Origin of the sequence: Allorhizobium sonneratiae, from assembly GCF_023700755.1 — a bacterium.
Lineage (GTDB): Bacteria > Pseudomonadota > Alphaproteobacteria > Rhizobiales > Rhizobiaceae > Allorhizobium > Allorhizobium sonneratiae.
In genome coordinates this window covers 391686-411141 of sequence record NZ_JAMKOJ010000001.1, presented here as the reverse complement: position 1 = coordinate 411141, position 19456 = coordinate 391686, and the positions used below count along the sequence as shown (strand labels likewise).

General features: G+C 58.6%; 19 protein-coding genes. 7 read left to right on the top strand and 12 right to left on the bottom strand.

Annotated features, from left to right (window positions below):
* The first annotated feature begins 41 nt into the window (after positions 1 to 41).
* Complete coding sequence (locus NAC44_RS01755; RefSeq protein ID WP_250937199.1) at positions 42 to 989, top strand: DMT family transporter; 948 nt, start codon at positions 42 to 44, stop codon at positions 987 to 989.
* A gap of 3 nt (positions 990 to 992) precedes the next feature.
* On the opposite strand, the gene NAC44_RS01750 is transcribed toward NAC44_RS01755, so the two are convergent.
* Entirely contained in the window at positions 993 to 1631 is a 639-nt protein-coding gene (locus tag NAC44_RS01750) for a TetR family transcriptional regulator C-terminal domain-containing protein (protein ID WP_250937198.1), read from the bottom strand.
* A 226-nt stretch (positions 1632 to 1857) separates the two neighbouring features.
* Here NAC44_RS01750 and NAC44_RS01745 point away from each other — a divergent pair, with 226 nt between their 5' ends.
* From NAC44_RS01745 to NAC44_RS01720, 6 genes are all read left to right on the top strand, one after another.
* Complete coding sequence (locus NAC44_RS01745; RefSeq protein ID WP_250937197.1) at positions 1858 to 3111, top strand: Zn-dependent hydrolase; 1254 nt, start codon at positions 1858 to 1860, stop codon at positions 3109 to 3111.
* On the top strand, positions 3108 to 3449 hold the full coding sequence (locus tag NAC44_RS01740) for a hypothetical protein (RefSeq protein ID WP_250937195.1): 342 nt from the start codon (positions 3108 to 3110) through the stop codon (positions 3447 to 3449). Before NAC44_RS01745 ends, NAC44_RS01740 begins: the two co-directional genes overlap by 4 nt.
* Complete coding sequence (gene hydA, locus NAC44_RS01735) at positions 3446 to 4900, top strand: dihydropyrimidinase (protein WP_250937194.1); 1455 nt, start codon at positions 3446 to 3448, stop codon at positions 4898 to 4900. Before NAC44_RS01740 ends, hydA begins: the two co-directional genes overlap by 4 nt.
* A gap of 511 nt (positions 4901 to 5411) precedes the next feature.
* Entirely contained in the window at positions 5412 to 6587 is a 1176-nt protein-coding gene (locus tag NAC44_RS01730) for an efflux RND transporter periplasmic adaptor subunit (protein WP_250937192.1), read from the top strand.
* Between the two features lie 12 nt (positions 6588 to 6599).
* Positions 6600 to 9917: an efflux RND transporter permease subunit gene (locus NAC44_RS01725; RefSeq protein WP_250937190.1), complete on the top strand. Its 3318-nt coding sequence runs from the start codon at positions 6600 to 6602 to the stop codon at positions 9915 to 9917.
* 653 nt (positions 9918 to 10570) lie between these two features.
* Positions 10571 to 11254, top strand: coding sequence for a Crp/Fnr family transcriptional regulator (locus tag NAC44_RS01720; RefSeq protein ID WP_420839834.1), 684 nt, complete (start codon positions 10571 to 10573; stop codon positions 11252 to 11254).
* Positions 11255 to 11326: 72 nt separating this feature from the next.
* Here the strand turns inward: NAC44_RS01720 and ureG are convergent, their stop codons facing one another.
* From ureG to NAC44_RS01665, 11 genes are all read right to left on the bottom strand, one after another.
* Positions 11327 to 11938, bottom strand: a complete 612-nt coding sequence (gene ureG, locus NAC44_RS01715) for an urease accessory protein UreG (RefSeq protein WP_250937189.1) — start codon at positions 11936 to 11938, stop codon at positions 11327 to 11329.
* 55 nt (positions 11939 to 11993) lie between these two features.
* Complete coding sequence (locus tag NAC44_RS01710) at positions 11994 to 12665, bottom strand: urease accessory protein UreF (RefSeq protein ID WP_250937182.1); 672 nt, start codon at positions 12663 to 12665, stop codon at positions 11994 to 11996.
* Positions 12666 to 12672: 7 nt separating this feature from the next.
* Positions 12673 to 13176, bottom strand: a complete 504-nt coding sequence (ureE, locus tag NAC44_RS01705; protein WP_250937181.1) for an urease accessory protein UreE — start codon at positions 13174 to 13176, stop codon at positions 12673 to 12675.
* A gap of 197 nt (positions 13177 to 13373) precedes the next feature.
* The gene (locus NAC44_RS01700; protein ID WP_250937179.1) at positions 13374 to 14180 is read right to left on the bottom strand and encodes a GGDEF domain-containing protein; all 807 of its coding nucleotides are present in this window, start codon (positions 14178 to 14180) and stop codon (positions 13374 to 13376) included.
* A 733-nt stretch (positions 14181 to 14913) separates the two neighbouring features.
* On the bottom strand, positions 14914 to 15450 hold the full coding sequence (locus tag NAC44_RS01695; protein ID WP_250937609.1) for a peroxiredoxin: 537 nt from the start codon (positions 15448 to 15450) through the stop codon (positions 14914 to 14916).
* Positions 15451 to 15760: 310 nt separating this feature from the next.
* Positions 15761 to 17473, bottom strand: a complete 1713-nt coding sequence (gene ureC / locus NAC44_RS01690; RefSeq protein ID WP_250937178.1) for an urease subunit alpha — start codon at positions 17471 to 17473, stop codon at positions 15761 to 15763.
* A 2-nt stretch (positions 17474 to 17475) separates the two neighbouring features.
* The gene (locus tag NAC44_RS01685) at positions 17476 to 18126 is read right to left on the bottom strand and encodes a Urease operon accessory protein (RefSeq protein WP_250937176.1); all 651 of its coding nucleotides are present in this window, start codon (positions 18124 to 18126) and stop codon (positions 17476 to 17478) included.
* A 2-nt stretch (positions 18127 to 18128) separates the two neighbouring features.
* A complete protein-coding gene (locus NAC44_RS01680; RefSeq protein WP_250937174.1) occupies positions 18129 to 18560 on the bottom strand; it encodes a lysozyme inhibitor LprI family protein in 432 nt (143 codons plus the stop codon).
* On the bottom strand, positions 18557 to 18862 hold the full coding sequence (locus NAC44_RS01675; protein WP_250937173.1) for an urease subunit beta: 306 nt from the start codon (positions 18860 to 18862) through the stop codon (positions 18557 to 18559). The genes NAC44_RS01680 and NAC44_RS01675 overlap by 4 nt, the downstream gene beginning before the upstream one ends.
* 15 nt (positions 18863 to 18877) lie before the next feature.
* Positions 18878 to 19132 (bottom strand): DUF1272 domain-containing protein, encoded by a 255-nt coding sequence (locus tag NAC44_RS01670; RefSeq protein ID WP_250937170.1) that lies wholly within the window; start codon positions 19130 to 19132, stop codon positions 18878 to 18880.
* Positions 19133 to 19137: 5 nt separating this feature from the next.
* Positions 19138 to 19440: an urease subunit gamma gene (locus NAC44_RS01665; protein ID WP_250937169.1), complete on the bottom strand. Its 303-nt coding sequence runs from the start codon at positions 19438 to 19440 to the stop codon at positions 19138 to 19140.
* Positions 19441 to 19456: the final 16 nt, after the last annotated feature.

The following is a 19456-nucleotide window of genomic DNA, read 5'->3' as shown; positions in this document are numbered from 1 at the left end:
AGCGTATCATCTTCATGGATCTTCAAGGCAAAAGCTCGACCGTGCTTAAGGCTTCCGGCTTCCCAACCTCCGACACCTTGCGGGCGCGGCACAACACCCATGCCCGGGGGCGTGAAAAACTGATGGCGCATCTGGCCGTTCTGCTGTTTGCGCTTTTGCTGGCCACCTCCTTTTCCTTTGGCGGCATCGCCGCCCATATGATCGATCCCGTGGCACTGACGGCAATCCGTTATGCCATCACCGTCGTGCTCACCGCCTTTATCTGCTTTCGGGTCAAGGCCTATCCCATGCGCGTGCCGCGCCGCCCCTGGCGGTTTGCCGTGATTGGCGGGCTGATGGCCACCTATATGCTCAGCATGTTCATTGCGTTGCAATTTACAGCACCGGTGGCGACCGGGGCGATCTTCACCCTGATGCCGCTGATGAGCGCCGTCTTCGCCTGGGTGCTGATGCGCCAGCGCACCCGCGGGCGGGTTCTTGTCAGCCTGATCATTGCCGCCATCGGCGCAATCTGGGTGATCTTCCACGGCGATCTTCAAGCCATGCTCGCCTTCGATGTCGGCAAGGGCGAAATGATCTATTTCATCGGCGTTACCGCCCATTCGATCTACGTGCCGCTGCTGCGCAAGTTCAATGAGGATGAGCCGCCGATGGTCTTCATGTTATGGACCGCGATGGGCACGCTGTTTTTCGTGCTGTTTCCGGCCTTTCCCCGGCTGGTGGCGCTCGATTATACCGCCATACCGCTTCTCGGCTGGCTGCTGATCCTCTATCTCGCCGTGGTGATGACCATCGTCACCTTCCTTTTGCTGCAATATGCCTCTCAGCGTCTGCCCGCACCAAAGGTGCTGGCCTACAGCTATCTGACACCAAGCTTCGTCATTATCCTGGAAGGGCTGCTCGGTCATGGCTGGGCGGCGGCAACCGTCTTTGCCGGGGCCTTGATAACCGCCTGCGGGCTGGCCGCCATGGCGCTTTTGCCGGATTGAGACTCAAACATCGATGCCAAGCCCTCGTAGAAACAGAGTTTCGAGAAAACGGGCCGCATCCTCGAAACGGCCTTCGCCATAGGCAGGCCCCAGAACAGCCCCCACCTGCACGTCGAAATCGGCATAATGCTGGGTGGTGGCCCATATGGAGAAGATCAGATGATAGGGTTCGCACCGCCTGATCTTTCCAGCGGCAATCCAACTGCGGATCACCTTGACCTTTTCATCGACCAGTGTTTTCAGCGGTCCGGCCAATTGATCGGCAATCACCGGCGCGCCCTGCAGGATTTCATTGGCAAAAAGCCGGCTTTCGCGCGGAAAATCACGCGCCATTTCCAGCTTGCGGCGGATATAGGAACGGATTTCGCTGGCCGGATCGCCTTCAGCATCGAAAGCCTGCAAAGGTTCCAGCCAGGTCTCCAGCAGCCTGTCCATCAGCGCCCGGTGCATCGCCTCCTTGGTGCGGAAATAATAGAGCACATTCGGCTTCGACATGCCCGCAGCCTCTGCAATCTGGTCGATGGTCGCGCCGAGAAAGCCGCGCCGGGAAAACACCTCCAGCGCCGCCTCCAGGATCAGCTCTTCCTTCTCTTCCTGAATGCGTGTGCGTCTTTGGGTTTTTGCCGCTCTCGGTATCGCCATGTTGCAAATGCTCTCCAACCGGCATTTTCTCGCACTCATGATCTGATTTGATCTTGAGCCTTTCGCCGGAAGCTGTAATCTTTACCAATCGGTCAAATATCGGTGACTTGCCCGCCAAAGGCAAGGCCGGAAGACCAAGATAGAAGAACCAGACAAATGCCCTGAACAGGGGCTGATAACGGGAACCAAGCCTTCGGATGGGGGCTTACAGAATTGGGACGGCATCATGACGGCAAGAACCGGCATTAACCTGCGCGTGAACGGCGAAAGGCTGTGGGACAGTCTGATGGAGATGGCAAAAATCGGCCCCGGCATTGCCGGCGGCAACAACCGCCAGACGCTCACCGACGAGGATGCGCAAGGCCGCCGCCTCTTTCAAAGCTGGTGCGATACGGCGGGCCTGACCATGGGCGTCGACAAGATGGGCACGATGTTCATGACCCGCCCCGGCACCGATCCGGAGGCCCTGCCCGTCTATATCGGCTCCCATCTCGACACCCAGCCGACCGGCGGCAAATATGACGGCGTGCTCGGCGTGCTGGCGGGGCTTGAAGTGGTGCGCTCACTCAACGATCTCGGCGTCAAGACCAAACACCCGATCGTCGTCACCAACTGGGCCAATGAGGAAGGCGCCCGCTTTGCCCCGGCCATGCTGGCATCAGGCGTGTTTGCCGGTGTGCACTCGCTGGATTACGCCTATTCGCGCAAGGACCCGGAGGGCAAGACCTATGGCGAGGAGCTGAAACGCATCGGCTGGGTGGGCGAGGAAGAGGTCGGCGCCCGCAAAATGCATGCCTATTTTGAATATCACATCGAACAGGGGCCGATCCTCGAAGCCGAAAGCAAGGATATCGGCGTTGTTACCCACTGTCAGGGCCTGTGGTGGCTGGAGTTTACGCTCACCGGCAGGGAGGCCCATACCGGCTCGACGCCGATGGCCATGCGCGTCAATGCCGGCCTTGCCATGGGCCGCATCCTTGAAATGGTGCAGACGGTGGCCATGAGCGAACAGCCGGGCGCGGTCGGCGGCGTCGGTCAGGTGTTCTTCTCGCCCAATTCCCGCAATGTTCTGCCGGGAAGCGTGGTCTTCACCGTCGATATCCGCACGCCATCCCAGGAAAAACTCGACCGGATGCGGACCAGGATCGAGGCGGAAGCAGCGAAAATCTGCGACGCTCTCGGCGTCGGCTGTTCGGTGGAGGCAGTCGGCCATTTCGACCCCGTCACCTTTGACCCAACACTGGTGGGCCGGGTGCGCGATGCCGCCGAACGGCTGGGCTACAGCCACATGAACATCATTTCCGGCGCCGGCCACGACGCCTGCTGGGCCGCCAAAGTCGCCCCCGCCACCATGATCATGTGCCCCTGCGTCGGCGGGCTTTCGCACAACGAGGCGGAAGAGATCTCAAAGGACTGGGCGACAGCGGGCTGCGACGTGCTGTTGCAGGCCGTGCTGGAGACAGCGGAGGTTGTGGGATGAAATTAGATGAATTCGTAAAGCAGGCTTTGTTAGATATTACGAACGGTGTGGCTGAGGCTCAGCGACAATCACAGCTATATATAGCTCCCGGTTATGTAGAAGGAAAACGTATAGAAAAGCCTCAAGAGGTAAAATTTGAAGTATCAGTTACAACTTCTGCTGAAGGCGGGGGCGGCATTAAGATACTTAGCTTTGGCGATGTGAAAGCTAGTGGCAAAACAGAAAGCACGAACAAGCTAACCTTCGAGGTACCCATTCAGTTTAACGCTCCCACTCCCTTAAACCCGCTACACTATAGTCATAAAGACACGAAATTAAAAGCTGAGGAAGCGCCATGAGCACAGTCATCAAGGGCGGCACCGTCGTCACCGCCGATCTCACTTACAAGGCCGATGTCAAAATCGAGGGCGAGGTGATCGTTGAGATCGGGCCGAACCTCTCCGGCGATACGGTTCTTGACGCTACCGGCTGTTATGTCATGCCGGGCGGGATCGATCCGCATGTGCATCTGGAAATGCCCTTCATGGGCACCTATTCGGCCGATGATTTTGAAAGCGGCACGCGGGCGGGGCTTGCCGGGGGCACCACCATGGTGGTGGATTTCTGTCTGCCCGATCCAGACCAGTCGCTTCTGGAGGCGCTGGCCCGCTGGGACAACAAATCCACCCGCGCCAATGCCGATTATTCCTTCCACATGGCGATCACCTCGTGGAACAAGACGATTTTTGAGGAGATGGAAACCGTCGTCAAGGACAAGGGCATCAACACCTTCAAGCATTTCATGGCTTACAAGGGCGCGCTGATGGTCAATGACGACGAGATGTTCGCCTCCTTCCAGCGCTGCGCCGAGCTGGGCGCGCTGCCTTTGGTTCACGCTGAAAACGGCGATATCGTCGCCCAGATGCAGGCAAAGCTTCTGGCAGAGGGCAATAACGGCCCGGAAGCCCATGCCTATTCCCGCCCGCCGGAAGTAGAAGGCGAGGCCACCAACCGCGCCATCATGATCGCCGATATGGCGGGCGTGCCGCTTTATGTGGTGCACACCTCCTGCGAACAGGCGCATGAGGCCATCCGCCGCGCCCGGCAAAAGGGCATGCGGGTTTATGGCGAGCCGCTGATCCAGCATCTGACGCTCGATGAAAGCGAATATGCCGACAAGGACTGGGATCATGCGGCGCGCCGGGTGATGAGCCCGCCCTTCCGCAACAAAAATCATCAGGACAGCCTGTGGGCCGGTCTGCAATCGGGCTCGCTCTCCTGCGTCGCCACCGACCATTGCGCCTTCACCACCGATCAGAAACGCTATGGCGTGAACGATTTCACCAAAATTCCCAACGGCACCGGCGGGCTGGAAGACCGGCTGCCGATGCTGTGGACGTATGGGGTGGCGACAGGCCGGTTGACGATGAACGAATTCGTCGCCGTCACCTCGACCAATATTGCCAAGATCCTCAATCTCTATCCGAAGAAGGGCGCCATCCTCGTCGGCGCCGATGCCGATCTCATCGTCTGGGACCCGAAACGGTCGAAAACCATCTCAGCCAAAGCCCAGCAATCAGCCATCGACTACAATGTCTTCGAGGGCAAGCAGGTGACCGGCCTGCCACGCTTCACTCTGACACGCGGTCTGGTCTCGGTGGAGGAAGGCACGGTCAAGACCCGCGAGGGGCATGGCAAATTCGTCAAGCGCCAGCCCTTTACCGCCGTCAACCGGGCGCTCTCCACCTGGAAGGAGCTGATTGCGCCGCGCAAGGTGGAGCGTTCCGGCATTCCGGCAAGCGGTGTGTAACGAAGCATTGTCTGAAAATGCACCAGATGACGGCATCCTGCCCTTTCCGGATGCCGTCATCGCGGGATTGAATTAACCCTTTTTGCAAGCGTTTCGCAGAAGAATGCGGCAGAGTCCGCATAACCGCCTATCAATAAATATATAAATCATTGTTTTTATTTTATATTTAAAATCATCCTCCAGTATCGATACGCCTGTCTGACGTCCGGGACAGCCGCTTTCCATTGCGAGACAGGGTCAAGCATTGTATGACCCATAGGGTCTTTCCTGTGCGGGCTTTTCGCTTGCAGGTGAGGATCGATGAAAAGTGTTGGATTTTTCTTTTAAATTCTAATTCAGTAAAATTGCGTCATTCCCTGCGGTACTCCGCCAAACCTTTCCTGGCGGTCTGAACCGGCAAAGACCGGTCAACTATCGGCATCGCGGGATGCGGCAGGGTGCGTGCTGCATGCCCGGCCGCGGTCACTGTCACGGTCACTGTCCCAGGCGATGGCGAAAAGGAATAGATATGATGTCTTGCAAACGCGCATGTGCCCTGCTGCTGATCATGACAATGGCGACGCCGGTTTTTGCCGAAACGCCTGCAGCGTCTGCCCCGGACATACGTTTGCCCGCCATCGTCGTGATCAAGGCCGAAAACCGCGCTCTGACGCAAAGGCTGATCGCCACCGGCACCATCCGCGCCGTCGAGGAACTCTATATCCAGCCGGAGGTGGAAGGACTGGCGATCAAGACGCTGCAGGCCGATGTCTCCGACCGGGTCGTGGCGGGTCAGGTTCTCGCCACCCTTGATGATAGCAGCCTCCTCCTGCAGAAAAACCAGTTGCTGGCCAATCAGGCCAAGGCCGAGGCCAGCCTTGCCCAGGACCGCATTCAGGTGACTGATGCCGAGGCCAACGCCGCCGAGTCTGACCGGCAGCTGGCGCGCGGCAAGGCGCTGGTCGGTGGCGGCACGATTTCCACCGCCCAGGTGCAGCAGTTTGAAACCGCCTCGATCAACGGAAAAAACAAGGTGGCCTCGGCCCGGCAAAATGTCGCCATTGCCGAAGCCAATCTCAAGGCCGTCAACGCCCAGATTGCCGATATCGATCTGAAACTCGCCCGCACCGCAATCAGGACCCCGTTTGCCGGGGTGATCACCGCGCGCAATGCCCGCGTCGGCCAGATCGCCTCCGGCTCCGGCCAGCCGCTGTTTACCGTGCTGAAAGATGGAAAGCTCGAACTGGTGGCCGATGTTGCCGAAGGTGATATGGTCGGCATCCGCGTCGGTCAGCAGGCCCTTGTCACCATTGCCGGGTTGAAAGATCCGGTGCCCGGCCAGGTGCGGCTGATTTCGCCCGCTGTCGATGCGAAGACGCGGCTGGGCTCGGTGCATATCGCGCTCGATCCGGCAAAAGGCGTGCGCGAAGGCATGTATGCCAGCGCCACCATCATTCTGGCCAGGGCGACCGGCCTTGCCCTGCCGCTCTCGGCCATCCGCACAGAAGACGGCAAAAGCCTGGCCCGGATCGTCCGCGACGGTGTGGTCCATGATGTGCCGGTTGAAACCGGCATTGTCGACGATGGCTGGATCGAGGTGACAAAAGGCCTCAGCCAAGGCGATATGCTGGTGGAAAAGGCTGGCGCTTTCGTGCGTGACGGAGATCAGGTGAAGCCGGTGCCTGAAACCGATCTGGCCAGCCAATGACGGGGTGAAACGATGAATTTCTCCGCCTGGTCGATCCGCAATCCCGTTGCCCCTCTCCTCGTCTTCTGCCTGCTGCTGCTGCTCGGCGTGCAATCTTTCGACAAGATGTCGATCACCCGCTTTCCCAATATCGATGTGCCGGTCGTCTCGATCCGAGTAACCCAGAGCGGTGCCTCGCCGTCGGAACTGCAAATGCAGGTGACGAAGGAGATCGAGGATGCCGTCGCCTCGGTCAACGGTGTCGATGAAATCTCCTCGAAAGTCACCGACGGTCTGTCGCTGACCTCGGTGATCTTCCATATCGAGGTGCCGACAGAACAGGCGGTGCAGGATGTGAAGGACGCCATCGACCGCATCCGCAACGACCTGCCCGCCGGGATCGATACACCCATCGTCTCCAAGGTCGATGTCGAGGGACAGGCGATCCAGACCTTCGCTGTCTCCGCCCCCGACATGACGCTGGAAGAACTGTCCTGGTTCGTCGACGACACGATCAAGCGCAGCCTGCAGGGCGAAAGGGGCATTGGCCGCATCGACCGCATCGGCGGGGCGGAGCGGGAAATCCATGTCGAGCTCGATCCCGACCGGCTGAATGCGCTGAACATCACCGCCGCCGATGTGTCCAAGCAATTGCGCGGCACCAATGTCGATATCGGCTCGGGCCGCGGTCAGGTGGCAAAGGTGGAACAGGCCATTAGGGTTCTTGGCGATACCCGCAATGTGGCGGCGCTGGCGCGCACCACCATTGCCCTGCCGGGGGGCGGCTTTGTCCGCCTTGGTGATCTCGGTCGGGTGATCGACACCTATGAAGAGCCGAAATCCTTTGCGCTGTTCAACAATCGACCGGTCGTCTCCTTCTCGGTCTTCCGCGCCAAGGGCGCGTCGGAAGTCACAGTGGCCGATACGGTGAAAAAGGCGCTGGACAAGGTGCGCGCCGACCATCCCGGCGTGGCGATCCACCTGATCAGCGACACGGTCTATTTCACCTATGGCAATTATGAAGCGGCGATCCACACCCTCTTGGAAGGGGCGGTGCTGGCGGTGATCGTCGTCTTTCTCTTCCTGCGCAACTGGCGCGCAACGGTGATTTCGGCCATCGCGCTGCCGCTCTCGGCCATACCCACCTTCTGGATCATGGAGCTTCTGGGCTTCTCGCTCAATCTCGTCAGCCTGCTGGCACTGACGCTCGCCACCGGCATTCTGGTGGACGACGCCATTGTCGAGATCGAAAACATCGCCCGCCATATCAAGATGGGCAAGACGCCCTATCGCGCAGCCATCGAAGCCGCCGACGAAATCGGGCTGGCGGTAATTGCCACCACCTTCACCATCATCGCCGTCTTCGTGCCCGTTTCCTTCATGCCGGGCATTGCCGGGCAATATTTCATCCAGTTCGGCCTGACGGTCGCCTTTTCGGTGTTTTTTTCGCTGATGGTGGCGCGGCTGATCACGCCGCTGATGGCTGCCTATCTGATGCGCGCAACCGATGCCCATGGCGATGTCCATGGCGACGACCATGAGAAGGACGGCAGGATCATGCGTGCCTATACGGCGCTGGTCTCGCTCAGCACCGGCAGCGGAATGGCGCGCTATGCCACGCTTGGCCTTGCCATTGTCTTTCTCGTCGGCTCCATGACACTTCTTTTCCGGGTTCCGGGCAGTTTCCTGCCGCCGAGCGATGCCGGTCGCATCACGCTTTCGGTCGAATTGCCGCCCAATGCCACGCTTGCCGAAACCGAAATGCGCTCAAAACAGATCTATCAGGTGCTGAAAACCGTGCCGGATATCGCCAGCATCTTCATTCAGGGCGGCACCTCGCCAGCCGGTGATCTGGAAATCCGCCGCGCCGCCGTGACCCTTGCCCTGACGAAAATCGATCACTCCCTGATCCGAACCCTTTACAATGATGGACTTGGCCACCTGCCACTGATCGGCGCTCTCCTGCCGAAACTCGCCGATCCGGGTCGCACCAGACCGCAATGGGCCATTGAACAAGAGGTCATCAATCGGCTTGCCGCCATACCCGACATGCGCGTGCAGAAGATGAACGACCGCGGCCAGCGTGACGTGGTGTTCTATTTCCTCTCCGACAATCAGGCGGATCTTTCGCGCGCCGTCGGCATTCTCGAAGCCAAACTCAGACATGTGCCGGTTCTTGCCAATGTCAGCGCCGACGGCTCGCTGCCACGACCGGAATTGCAGATCCGTCCGAAAACCGATGAAATGGCACGGCTCGGCATCACCGCCCAGCAGATTTCCGATACGATCCGCATTGCCACGATTGGCGATGCCGATGCGCTCTTGCCGAAAATTTCGCTCGACAACCGGCTGATCCCCATCCGGGTGCAGGACAAACTCTCGGTGCGCCGCAGCCTGAGTGAACTGCGCGCCCTGAAAATCCGCAGCGCCGAGGGCGTCATGGTGCCGCTCTCCAGCGTGGCGGAGATCGATTATACCCAGGGCATCAGCTCCATCCAGCGCAACAACCGCAATCTGGTCGTTTCCATCGGTGCCGATCTGCCGCAGGGCGTGGCGCTGGATACGGCGACAGCCGCCTTCAAAAAGGCCGTGGCCGAAGCGCATCTGCCGAAAAGCGTGCATCTGATGGAAAGCGGCGACGCCAAGGTGCAAAGCGAGATGAAGCAAAGCTTCATCAATGCGATGATGCTCGGCGTGCTGATGGTTCTTGCCGTGCTGATCCTGCTGTTCAAGGATGTGATCCAGCCGCTGACCATTCTGTTCTCGCTGCCGCTGGCCATTGGCGGCGTCGCCGTCGGGCTGATCCTCACCGGCTATGCGCTCTCCATGCCGGTGCTGATCGGCATTCTCATGCTGGTCGGCATCGTGACGAAAAACGCCATTCTGCTGATCGATTTCGCCATTGAAATGCGCCGTCACGGGATGGACCGCGTTGAGGCCATGATCGAGGCCGGCCGCAAGCGCGCCCGCCCGATCGTCATGACCTCGATTGCCATGTCGGCCGGCATGCTGCCCTCTGCCCTCGGCGTCGGTGAAGGCGGCTCCTTCCGCGCGCCCATGGCGATTGCGGTGATCGGCGGTATCATCGTCTCCACGGTGATGAGCCTCGTGGTCGTTCCGGCCTTTTTCCTGATCATGGACGATCTGTCGCAATTGCTGGGCCGGATTTTCTCCGGCTTTGTCGGCAGTAAGGAAGAGGAACCTCCGGCGATGGACAGGGCCGCGCTCACCTTAAGCCAGAGCAGATTGCAAACCACCCTCCACGCCCAGGACCAAAGATTGACCGCGCTGGAAAACAGCCTGAGCGATGGCGATGTGCCCAAACAAAGACGATATTCCGGCAGCAGTTGATATTTGCATCGACCAGAAATGAAAAACAAAGAGAAGAAAAATGTGCAAAATTTATAAGCATTCATTATTTGAAATGAACATTGAATATTGATTTTATAAGCTGGCAATATTTTATTTTACAAAAAACATAAAAGAAATATTTTCGGAACCCTTGTGTCATGATCGCATCATACACAATGGGTTTATCTCATTGGCTGATCGCTGAAATTGACAAAATGGAATATTCTTGCGATTTCATACAATTATTGATCGAAATCAAACGGATTTCCGGATCGCCGCCTTAAAATGCACCCATAGTTTATCGTGAAGACTGAAGACGATGTAACCCGGCTTGCAGCATGGTTCCTGTCTCTCGACGGGAAAGCACGTTGTCACGCTCACCGGACGGCATCCGGCCAATGGCTGCTGCCTGTGGGGCGAAGCGGTTGACGGTTACAGAGCCGGATGCCTGCAAACGCCATCAATCTTTGAGATCGGAGGCGTCATGCACCCGAAACAAAATGTCACGGCATCTTTTGTGCGTAGAGCATAAAGCACGGTGCTGTGCAGCCACGAGCGGAATGACCGGAATGCAAAGAGCATCGTTCGACTATCATCGTCATCAGCCGGGCCTCGCCAGGCCAGTCATGCAGGCATCAAAGGAGCAGGAGATCGTGAACAAGACCTTGACGTTGAACAATCGGGACCGGACCTCTTTGGCCATGGTGCCGCTGATGACGGATCTTAGCCCCGCCTCTCTGGCGCAGATGCTGGAACTGTCGTCGGTTCTCCATTATGAAACCCGTGACATTCTGTTTCAGGAAAGCGACAAGGCGGAGTTCTTCTACTGTGTACTCTCTGGCTTTGTCCGGCTTTATCGCCTGAACAAGGATGGCCGCGAAGCCGATATCCGTGTCTGCGGCGCTGGAGAGACTTTTGGCGAGTGCCTTGTCGCCCTCGGCGGCGATTACCCCTATAACGCCCAGGTGGCGGAAAGCGCCATCGTCGTACGCTTCGACATCGAACGGGTGCGGATGCTCAGCCAGTTGAACACCGATGTCGCCCGCGCCATCATCCGCAGCCTGTCGGGCAATCTGGTCAGCACCATGACCATGGTGGCCAATGATCGCCTGCAAACCGCCACCCAGCGGGTTGCCCATTATCTTTTGAGCCAATGTCAGGACAAGGGGCCTGCTGCTGCCATTCGCCTGCCCTTCCAGAAAAGCCTGCTCGCTGGCAAGCTCGGCCTTGCGCCGGAAGCGCTGTCGCGCGCCTTTTCGGCACTGCGCCCTCTCGGCGTCAACGTCCGGGGCCGGCGCATCGACATCAGCGACGTCAAGGCGTTGAGCGAGGTGTAAACCTCACCCAACCGTCTGAGGCATTGACCGTGCCGGGTGTTGTCTCAAAGGTCCGGCACTGATCCTGATCGATCACAAGCCGCCCGCCTCACGGATGAAGTGCACGATATCGTCAACGCCGGCGCCGCGCTTCAGGTCGGAAAACACATGCGGGCGACCTTCGCGCATCCGTCTGGCATCCTTGTCCATGACATCGAGATCAACCTCGACATAAGGGGCAAGATCCTTCTTGTTGATCACCAGAAGATCGGAGCGGGTAATGCCCGGCCCGCCCTTGCGCGGAATTTCCTCGCCCTGACAGACGGAAATCACGTAAATCGTCAGATCGGCCAGGTCCGGTGAAAAGGTTGCCGCGAGATTATCACCGCCCGATTCGATCAGCACGAGGTCAAGATCGGGAAAACGCTCGTTCAGCCCGGCAATCGCCTGAAGATTGATCGAAGCATCTTCGCGGATGGCCGTGTGCGGACAGCCGCCGGTTTCCACACCCACCACCCGGTCAGACGACAGCGCCTGCATTCTAACCAGCGCCTCGGCATCCTCACGGGTATAGATATCATTGGTGACGACAGCGACGGAATAATCGTTTTTCAGCGCCTTGCAGAGGCTTGCCGTCAGCGCCGTCTTGCCCGAGCCGACCGGTCCGCCAATGCCGACCCTGAGCGGGCCATGTTCGGATTTCATCTTGCTTCCTTTTTCTGATCTTGTGAGAAAAGCCGCCTGTCGAACCAGGCCACCGTCACGAACGGAACAGCCGTGTCCGTAATGTTTCATGCCGGATCGATGCAATCTCCGCCAGAATGGCGGCACTGCCGAGATCGTCAAGGCTGCTTGTTGCGGCACGATGCGCTATAGCCATCACATCATCTTCCAGCCCCGCAACAAGGCCGACACCATCCGTCTGGCCGAGCACGCCAAGGCGAATGGCGGCGGAAACCTGTTGCGAGAGGCTGGCATGCAGATAGGCGGCAATCACTGCCTCCGCCTCGATGCCATGGGCCGCCGCCACCGCGCCAACCGCCACCGGATAGGCGATCTTGCCATCCAGACAGTCAAACACCGGATGCGGCCATTGCCGGGCGGCAGAGAGAAAGGCGTCCCCCAGCGCCATGCTTTCCTGATAGCGTTCCCGGCTGCCGCAGAGCGCCGAAGCCAGGGCGGCAAGAGCCTGAAGCCCCTCAGGGTCGTTGCGGCTCACCCGGCAGGCTTCCGCCATCAACACGGCATCGTTCCAGAAAACACCATGGGCCATAAGTGTTTCAAGCCAGTGCGCAAGACCATCCTTATCTCTCACCGCGCCATGGCTGACGGCCGCCTCCAGCCCACCGGAATAGGCAAATCCGCCCACCGGAAACGCCGGCGACAGCCAAGCCATCAAGCGCAGCAGCGCCTGGGTCGTGCTCTGCACCATGTCGGGATCACCCTGCCTTATTGTTTTCTGCGGCAGGCGGCATAGCCGCCGATGCAGGGTGAGCATGACCATGACCGGCGTGATGGTGATAAGCACCGCGCACCGGCTGAAATCTCTCCTCGACCTCTTCGACGCCAGCGCCCAGCCCTTCCAGCATCGCGCGGATCACCGGATCGCGCAGGATCACGATCCGCTCCTCCTCGATCTGGGCGGGCAAGTGCCGGTTTCCGAGATGCCAGGCCAGTTCGATGAGATGCAGACGATCACGCGGATGAATGGCATAAAGCTTTTCGTCCGCCGCTTTCACTTCGACCTGATCGCCATTGTCCAGCACCAGCCGGTCGCCATCGGCGAGGGCAACGGCCTCCTTCAGGTCTAGCATCACCATGCCGCCATCGCTCAGATGCAGCAGTTTGCGCCGGAAATGCCGCTGATCATGCGGTAGAAACACCGTGGCCACCGGGGCCTGCCCGGCTGCCGTTGCGGCAAGCACTGAGATGGCGCGCTGCATCTGCCTCTCCTCTTCGTCCTCTCCGCACATCCGAAGACAACCATGCCCGCCCCCAGAAAGGGGCGCCTGTCAGCAAGGCTATCGGAAGATGACCACCTCTTATTCAGAGGACGGTTCGGACCTTTCTTTGCGTCTTACACTGCACTGAAAACATGCAAAACTGCATTTTGCACAAGTGTTACGCATCGGCAAGAGGGTCAGGACGCGACTTGCGCTCGCACCACCTCCGACAAGGCCTCTTCGCGCATCAGGCAATTGCGCCCCATGGATTTGGCCTGATAAAGCGCCCGGTCGGCCGCGGCATACACAGCCTCCCGCCGCCTGTCCGGCGCAATTCGGGCCACCCCGACAGAGGTGGTGGTGACGATCCGTTTGCCCTCGACATAGACCGGCAGGGCCGCCACCTGACGGCGGATCGTTTCGATCAGCTCCATTTGCCGGGCATGGTCTTTGCCATGCAGGATAATACCGAATTCCTCGCCGCCAAGCCGGGCAACGACATGCTGCGAGCCCGCTGTCTCCAGCAACATGTCGGCAATGGCGCGGATCACCACATCGCCAGCACCATGCCCGTGGCTGTCATTGATCAGCTTGAACCGGTCGAGATCGAGAATGGCAAGCAGCCCCTCCTCCGTCTCGTCCAGCGCCTCGGTAAAGGCGCGGCGGTTGAGCAGGCCGGAGAGCGCATCCACCCGGCTCAAATGTTCATACTTCGCCTTGGCAATGGCAAGGCTGCGAATCTCCCGCCCCAGTACCGGGCCGATGACCGCCGCAACCGACCCGACGAGAAGCCAGCTCATCGCCACCCCAAGCTGAATGGTCTGACCTGCCGAAAATGGCAGAAGGCCAAGCTCCCGGCAGATCGGCAGGGCCAGCATCTGCAGAAACAGCGACAGGCAGATCGCCGTGAACATGAGCCTCATGACAAAGCTGAACACCTGCCCACGCCGACAGAGATCATCAATGCCGCGCCGCAGCGAAAGCCACTCCACCAAACGAATCACGTGCCGCTCCCATCTGTAATGACTGTTTGGGATAGGCCCGAGATGTTTTTTGTTCGCTAAAGTGATCGGTAAAAATTTAAACATTATCTTCACGAAGCTTCAGCACCCTAAAATTCGCTTTACCCCCAAATTTTGAAGGTAAAAGTTAGAAGTTCCTGCAGAGAAAATACCGGCGATCAAAAACGATAGAAATTTTGCAGCGATTATCCTGCGCCTCTCCTGGCAGCACCATCCTTTTCATGACGATCATGCTTAACAAAGGCCAGCATCAGCACGAGATTACATATTTACAATCCTTGATATGCTTACAAAAATATTAATGAAAATCCTGAGAGTGCATCTCGACAAGACATACATCTTTGGACACAAAATCCAGACCGGATAACGTGTAACAACCGACAAAATGAGAGTTGATTTTCGAAAATCCGGTTCTCAAATAAAAAATGCGCATATCGCGCCTGTTTCGTAATTTTATACGATGAATGACTGCGAAATCCTTTAAATCTGGATGGCATTAGAGGCAGAATGACGCAGACATATGAATTATCGCAGCCTCTCTTCTGCGTTTTACAAACCGCACGACGATTTTATTGAGGCATGCAAAATCGTGTCCCGAAACGGGACATTGATCAGCGCCATGCGATATCCAGACCGCATGGCACTCTCACTCGTTTTTCGGATTCATAACCAGGAAAACCGCGAGGACCTTTTCCTGGTCATGCTCAAAACCGGATCAGGCGGCCTTGGGGGCGCGCAGATGTTCAAGAATGTTCTGCGGCGAGGAAATACCGTAAGGATCGCTATCGCAATTGTCCGAGTAGCCTTCTTCCTCGAACCACTGCTCAACAACACCGTTATTGATCACGGCGGCATAGCGCCAGGAGCGCATACCGAAGCCGAGATTGTCCTTGTGCACCAGCATGCCCATCTTGCGGGTAAACTCGCCGGAGCCATCGGGAATGAGCGTCACATGTTCGAGATTCTGGCTCTTGCCCCAGGCATTCATGACGAAGGCATCATTGACGGAAACGCAGTAGATTGCGTCAATGCCTTCCGCCTGAAACTCGCTGTAAAGCTTCTCGAAATCGGGCAACTGATAGGTGGAACAGGTGGGCGTGAACGCGCCAGGCAGCGAAAACAACACGACGCGCTTGCCTTTGAAATAGTCGTCAGAGGTCACATCCTGCCAGCGGAACGGATTCGGCCCGCCAACGGCTTCATCGCGAACGCGGGTGCGGAAGGTAACGTGAGGCACTTTTCTGCCGATCAGCATGATAAACTCCTGTGATAATCGTCCAACACGAGTCAGACACGATCTTTCCCGCTTCGTTACGACAGCGACACAATCACCTCTCGAGTGACGTTCACGGCAACGAACCAGGATGAGATAAACGGGGTATACGGCCCGAAGCCGCAACATTGCCAGTGTAACGCAATCCATGCCGCAACGCAGCACACCACGCCCCAGCTTTTTCCTGAGGGAGCGAGGAACAAAAGGGAAAACAATAAAAAAATATTGAAATCAATATTTTACGGAGAAAAATCTGCCATGCAAATACTGCATGGCAGCATTGCAGCCATCAAAACAGGAAATACCGCTGCGCCATGGGCAGAACCGTCGCCGGTTCGCAGGTCAGAAGCTCGCCATCGGCACGCACTTCATAGGTTTCCGGGTCCACTTCGATATGCGGCATCAGGTCGTTGTGGATCATGGATTTTTTCGAAATGCCGCCGCGTGTGTTTTTCACCGCCAGCAATTGCTTGGAGACGCCGAGACGCTGGGCAAGCCCGGCATCAAGCGCCGCCTGCGAGACGAAGGTGACGGAGGAATTGGTCCGCGCCTTGCCGTAAGCGCCGAACATCGGCCGGTAATGCACCGGCTGCGGCGTGGGGATCGAGGCATTGGGGTCGCCCATCGGGGCTGCGGCAATCACGCCACCCAGCAGCACCATGTCCGGTTTGACGCCGAAAAAGGCCGGGTTCCAGATCACCAGATCGGCGCGCTTGCCCACTTCCACCGAGCCGATCTCATGGCTGAGGCCATGGGCAATCGCCGGGTTGATCGTATATTTGGCGATATAGCGCTTGACGCGGACATTGTCATTTTCGCCGGTTTCACTCGGCAGCCGACCGCGCTGGCGCTTCATCTTGTCTGCCGTCTGCCAGGTGCGGATCGCCACTTCCCCGACGCGGCCCATGGCCTGACTGTCGGAGGAGATGATCGAAAACGCGCCGATATCGTGGAGAATATCTTCCGCCGCGATGGTTTCCTTGCGGATTCGGCTTTCGGCAAAGGCGATATCTTCCGGGATGGATGGCGACAGGTGATGGCAGACCATCAGCATGTCGAGATGTTCGGCCAGCGTGTTGACCGTATAGGGCCGCGTCGGATTGGTGGATGAGGGAATGACATTCGGCTGACCGCAGATCTTGATAATGTCCGGCGCGTGACCGCCGCCCGCCCCTTCGGTGTGGAAAGCGTGAATGGTGCGGCCCTTGATGGCGCCAACCGTATCCTCAACGAAACCGCTTTCGTTCAGCGTATCGGTGTGGATCATCACCTGCACGTCATACTGATCGGCCACCGACAAGCAGCAATCGATAGCGCCCGGTGTCGTGCCCCAGTCCTCATGCAGTTTCAGCGAGGAGGCGCCGCCCAGCACCATTTCTTCCAGCGCACCCGGCAGCGAGGCATTGCCCTTGCCGGCAAAGGCAAGGTTCATCGGAAAGGCGTCTGCGGCCTCGATCATCCGGGCAATATGCCAGGGACCGGGGGTGCAGGTGGTGGCAAGCGTGCCATGCGCGGGGCCCGTACCGCCACCCAACATGCAGGTGAGGCCGCTCATCAGCGCTTCCTCGATCTGCTGCGGGCAGATGAAATGGATATGGGCATCCATGCCGCCAGCGGTGACGATCTTGCCCTCGCCCGCAATCGCCTCCGTGCCCGGGCCGACAATGATGTCCACGCCCGGCTGCGTATCCGGATTGCCCGCCTTGCCGATGGCAACAATGCGGCCATCTTTCAGGCCGATATCGGCCTTGACGATGCCCCAGTGATCGAGGATCAGCGCATTGGTGATCACGGTATCGACAGCGCCAGCGGCCCGCGTCACCTGGCTCTGGCCCATACCGTCGCGGATCACCTTGCCGCCGCCGAATTTCACCTCGTCGCCGTAATGGGTGTAATCCTTTTCCACCTCGATGAAGAGTTCTGTATCGGCCAGACGCAGACGGTCGCCGGTGGTGGGGCCGAACATCGAGGCATAGGCAGCGCGGGACATTTTATAAGGCATGGTCAAACATCTCCCTGGGAGGTGGAGGAAGGGGCGACACCGAAGCGCGATAACCGGCCTTCGGCAATATAGCGATTGATCAGCCGCTCTTCAGCGGCAAAGGGATGGCCATCCCATCCGGTATGGGAAAAGCCGACCAGCACAATATCGTCCTGCCGATGCTCAGGCTGGTCCAGCATGTGGGAAATCACGATCATGCCGCTGCTTGGCACGACGTAAGGTGCGGGCGAAAACTCCGAAAGCGCATGGTCCGCCGCCTCATGCACCGCAGCAGCGAGAACCCGGTGCTGCTTGCCGCGCGCGGCACAGAAATCGGCAAAATCGCCGGTATAATCATCAAAAAAATCATCAAGTTCGGGGTAATCGGCCAGAATATCCGCCTGAAGGCTGGCAAACTTCGCCGGGTCGCGCACCATCCACAATGCCTGCGCAGCCTTGACCGGCGCGCTGTCCCGCCAGCTCTCGCTGTCCAGAAGCGCCTTTGCCGGGCGGCCGGTATTGCAAAGCGCAATGACATCGGTTCGACAGCCGGCCACACCGAAATTGCGACAGCCATTGAAACGGATGACGACATCGCAACGGTCGATAACCGCTGCGGCCTCATCTGCCACATCGCCATTGCCGACAATCATGATCCGCCGTGCCGAACCCACCGTCAGCGCCCCTTATCCTCAAAAAGAGCATGAAGCTCTTCCGTGCGCTTTTTTGTCAGGTCGGTCATGCAGTCGGCCACCAGTTGCGGCTCCATCGAACCGCCGCGGGCCTGAAAGCCATAGGCATCGCATTGGCCGTCGCGATAATCGATCCAGCCGCGCTGCGCCTTCTTGAGCGCTGTGACCGCCCCCACCTTGCCCTCATCGGTGTCTTGCCAGTCAGCATCCTGCTCACGCGCCCAGGCCATGGCCTGCCGGTAAACGCGGTTCAGCTCCCTGTCGGCCCTGCCATACGCTACGCCAGCGCAATAATTCATTGCCTGCTGCTGTTCAGGATTGTCACAATTGAACACCGGCTGCTGTGCTGCGGCACCCGTCGGCAGAGAAAAGCCCAACAGGACAAAACCGGCGGCAGCCGGCAAGGCCCGCTTCACAGCTTGCCCATGACATGCTGGCGGAAACCATAGACCTCGCGCTTGCCCGCAAGCGGAATGAGGGTCACCAGCCGCTTCTGCCCCGGCTCAAAGCGCACCGCCGTACCAGCAGGGATATCGAGCCGCATGCCGCGCGCCTTGTCGCGCTCGAACACCAGCCCTGCATTGGTCTCGAAGAAATGATAATGGCTGCCCACCTGCACCGGACGGTCGCCGGAATTGGCCACCTCGATGGTCACGGTCTCAAGACCGGCATTGAGTTCGATCTCGCCTTCGGCGGCAATGAGTTCACCGGGGATCATCTTGTCCTCCTTGGATCAGGCAGCGTTTTTCGGTAAGCAGCCTTCCGCCTTGAAGACGCGAAGGGTCGAAGCCGGGTTATGGATGAGTTTGGCCTCAGGCCGGATGGGACGGCGCACCAGTTCCCCGCCGCAATTCGGGCAAATGCCCTTCAATGTGCCTTCAACGCAATCGGCACAGAAGGTGCATTCAAAACTGCAGATGAAGGCTTGCCGGCTTGCCGGTGACAAGTCACGATCACAGCATTCGCAATTGGGTCTGAGCGCCAACATATTGATCACCGTATCGGTTCATGCACGGTGACGAGCTTCGTGCCATCGGGAAAGGTCGCTTCCACCTGCACGTCATGGATCATTTCGGCGACGCCTTCCATCACCTGCGCGCGGGAAATGACATGGGCACCCGCCTCCATCAGTTCGGCCACGGCGCGACCGTCGCGCGCGCCTTCAACGACGAAATCGGTGATCAGCGCGATGGCTTCGGGATAGTTCAGCTTGACGCCGCGCTCCAGTCTGCGGCGCGCCACCATGGCGGCCATGGAGATCAGCAGTTTGTCTTTTTCTCTCGGGCTGAGATTCATAGCGGTTCCCCAGATC

What these genes read in the sequence shown, in the direction of transcription:
- ureG (WP_250937189.1), bottom strand. Translation starts at nt 11,938, where the DNA reads ATGAAATCCGAACATGGCCCGCTCAGGGTCGGCATTGGCGGACCGGTC.
- NAC44_RS01740 (WP_250937195.1), top strand. Translation starts at nt 3,108, where the DNA reads ATGAAATTAGATGAATTCGTAAAGCAGGCTTTGTTAGATATTACGAAC.
- ureC (WP_250937178.1), bottom strand. Translation starts at nt 17,473, where the DNA reads ATGCCTTATAAAATGTCCCGCGCTGCCTATGCCTCGATGTTCGGCCCC.
- hydA (WP_250937194.1), top strand. Translation starts at nt 3,446, where the DNA reads ATGAGCACAGTCATCAAGGGCGGCACCGTCGTCACCGCCGATCTCACT.
- NAC44_RS01745 (WP_250937197.1), top strand. Translation starts at nt 1,858, where the DNA reads ATGACGGCAAGAACCGGCATTAACCTGCGCGTGAACGGCGAAAGGCTG.
- NAC44_RS01675 (WP_250937173.1), bottom strand. Translation starts at nt 18,862, where the DNA reads ATGATCCCCGGTGAACTCATTGCCGCCGAAGGCGAGATCGAACTCAAT.
- NAC44_RS01750 (WP_250937198.1), bottom strand. Translation starts at nt 1,631, where the DNA reads ATGGCGATACCGAGAGCGGCAAAAACCCAAAGACGCACACGCATTCAG.
- NAC44_RS01730 (WP_250937192.1), top strand. Translation starts at nt 5,412, where the DNA reads ATGTCTTGCAAACGCGCATGTGCCCTGCTGCTGATCATGACAATGGCG.
- ureE (WP_250937181.1), bottom strand. Translation starts at nt 13,176, where the DNA reads ATGCAGCGCGCCATCTCAGTGCTTGCCGCAACGGCAGCCGGGCAGGCC.
- NAC44_RS01670 (WP_250937170.1), bottom strand. Translation starts at nt 19,132, where the DNA reads ATGTTGGCGCTCAGACCCAATTGCGAATGCTGTGATCGTGACTTGTCA.
- NAC44_RS01725 (WP_250937190.1), top strand. Translation starts at nt 6,600, where the DNA reads ATGAATTTCTCCGCCTGGTCGATCCGCAATCCCGTTGCCCCTCTCCTC.
- NAC44_RS01710 (WP_250937182.1), bottom strand. Translation starts at nt 12,665, where the DNA reads ATGGTGCAGAGCACGACCCAGGCGCTGCTGCGCTTGATGGCTTGGCTG.
- NAC44_RS01665 (WP_250937169.1), bottom strand. Translation starts at nt 19,440, where the DNA reads ATGAATCTCAGCCCGAGAGAAAAAGACAAACTGCTGATCTCCATGGCC.